Source organism: Ensifer sp. (assembly GCF_035999135.1).
GTDB lineage: Bacteria > Pseudomonadota > Alphaproteobacteria > Rhizobiales > Rhizobiaceae > Ensifer.
The window spans coordinates 1-1,663 of record NZ_DASYGZ010000133.1 but is presented as its reverse complement, the minus strand read 5'-3'; the positions used below and the strand labels follow the sequence as shown (position 1 = coordinate 1,663).

Below are 1,663 nucleotides of genomic sequence, written 5' to 3'. Positions count from 1 at the left end.
CGAAGAAGTCGAAATCGTCGGCATCCGCGACACGTCGAAGACGACGGTTACGGGCGTTGAAATGTTCCGCAAGCTGCTCGACCAGGGCCAGGCCGGCGACAACATCGGCGCGCTGATCCGTGGTGTGAACCGTGACGGCGTCGAGCGTGGCCAGATCCTGTGCAAGCCGGGTTCGGTCAAGCCGCACAAGAAGTTCATGGCTGAAGCCTACATCCTGACGAAGGAAGAAGGCGGCCGTCATACGCCGTTCTTCACCAACTACCGTCCGCAGTTCTACTTCCGCACGACGGACGTGACGGGCATCGTGACGCTGCCGGAAGGCACGGAAATGGTTATGCCTGGCGACAACGTCACCGTTGCCGTCGAGCTGATCGTTCCGATCGCGATGGAAGAAAAGCTGCGCTTCGCGATCCGCGAAGGCGGCCGTACCGTCGGCGCCGGTATCGTTGCCTCGATCGTCGAGTAATGATCGGAACGACGATGCCGTAAGCTGCCGACGGCAGCGAAGAAGTGCAAATGGCGCGCAAGCGCGATTTGCACACGGCGCAGGCATCGTTGCCTCGATCGTCGAGTAATCTGCTGATTTCACATCAGTAGAGAGGCTCCGCCGGCAACGGCGGGGCCTTTTTCGTTGCGGCTATCGCCAGGACGTCGTCAATGAAGGCGCGCTTGCCGTGGATATAGATGTCCCAGTCGCCGTCGGCCTGCGCCGCGAGTTGCCGCTTCAGGGCTTCGTAGCGGCTGGCGAGTTCGGGCGCGTCATGCAGTTGGTCCCGGAACAGGATGCGCGCCGCATGCGCGGCGTTGCCCCTGCCGCATAAATAAAGGCGCGTGCCGTAGGGGCGCGTATCGGCGGTGAACGTCCAGAGATCGCTTCCGTGCGGGTCGCCATGAAAGGCGTAGCCCGCGCCGCAAAGACGAAGCTTGAGCTCCGGCAGCGCCCCTTCATCCGTAATCACCGCGTCGATATCGATCTTCGGCTTGGCCGCCAATCCGGGCACCGCCGTGCTGCCGATGTGGTGGATTTCGAGGATGTAAGGTGAAAGCAGCGTCGCGATTGCCGAGGCCCGTTCCTGAAAGAGTGAGGGCCAGGCGGGGTCATATTCGACGACAGTGATGCGGGACACGTGATTCGGTCTCCAGGGCAATCGCCGGCAGGATAGCCGACGCCCGCTTCCCGGGCCTGTGGAAAATTCCGTCAAGCTCGGCAATGACTTGCGCCGGTTTGCGAGGTCCGGAGCCGGCAGGGCAGGGGGTGCCGCAATCCGATGAGGATTTTTTCGCTTCTTCGGCGAAAGACGCTTGTCATCCTCCAGCAAACTGAATATTAAGCCGCTGACTTGAGGCGGCGACGCGTTGTTGACGCTCCTCAGATAGGGGTATAGCTCAGTTGGTAGAGCGGCGGTCTCCAAAACCGCAGGTCGGGGGTTCGAGCCCCTCTGCCCCTGCCATTCTCTCCATACTTGCCAAGCGACCGCGCGGTCAGTAAATAGAGAGTTAAATGATCGGCAAGCCGGTCAACGAAATTCACAGAAAAGACTGATTGGCTCTTGTGGTTTTTGGAATCGGTCTTTATGTAGGGTCCAAACAGACACGCGGTGCGTGGGGCTGAATCATCGGCTTTACGCGCCGTAATGGCGTGAGCATTACATGGCATCCAAAA

2 protein-coding genes and 1 tRNA gene are annotated in these 1,663 nt (G+C 60.2%); 2 read left to right on the top strand and 1 reads right to left on the bottom strand.

The window, feature by feature from the left end:
* A partial coding sequence (locus VGO12_RS16070) for an EF-Tu/IF-2/RF-3 family GTPase (RefSeq protein WP_327511421.1) occupies positions 1 to 466 on the top strand: 466 nt, incomplete at its 5' end.
* A gap of 124 nt (positions 467 to 590) precedes the next feature.
* Here VGO12_RS16070 and VGO12_RS16065 read toward each other — a convergent pair.
* On the bottom strand, positions 591 to 1,127 hold the full coding sequence (locus VGO12_RS16065; protein ID WP_327513742.1) for a GrpB family protein: 537 nt from the start codon (positions 1,125 to 1,127) through the stop codon (positions 591 to 593).
* Between the two features lie 248 nt (positions 1,128 to 1,375).
* On the opposite strand from VGO12_RS16065, the gene VGO12_RS16060 reads away from it, so the two are divergent.
* A tRNA-Trp gene (locus VGO12_RS16060) sits at positions 1,376 to 1,451 on the top strand.
* Positions 1,452 to 1,663 lie beyond the last annotated feature (212 nt).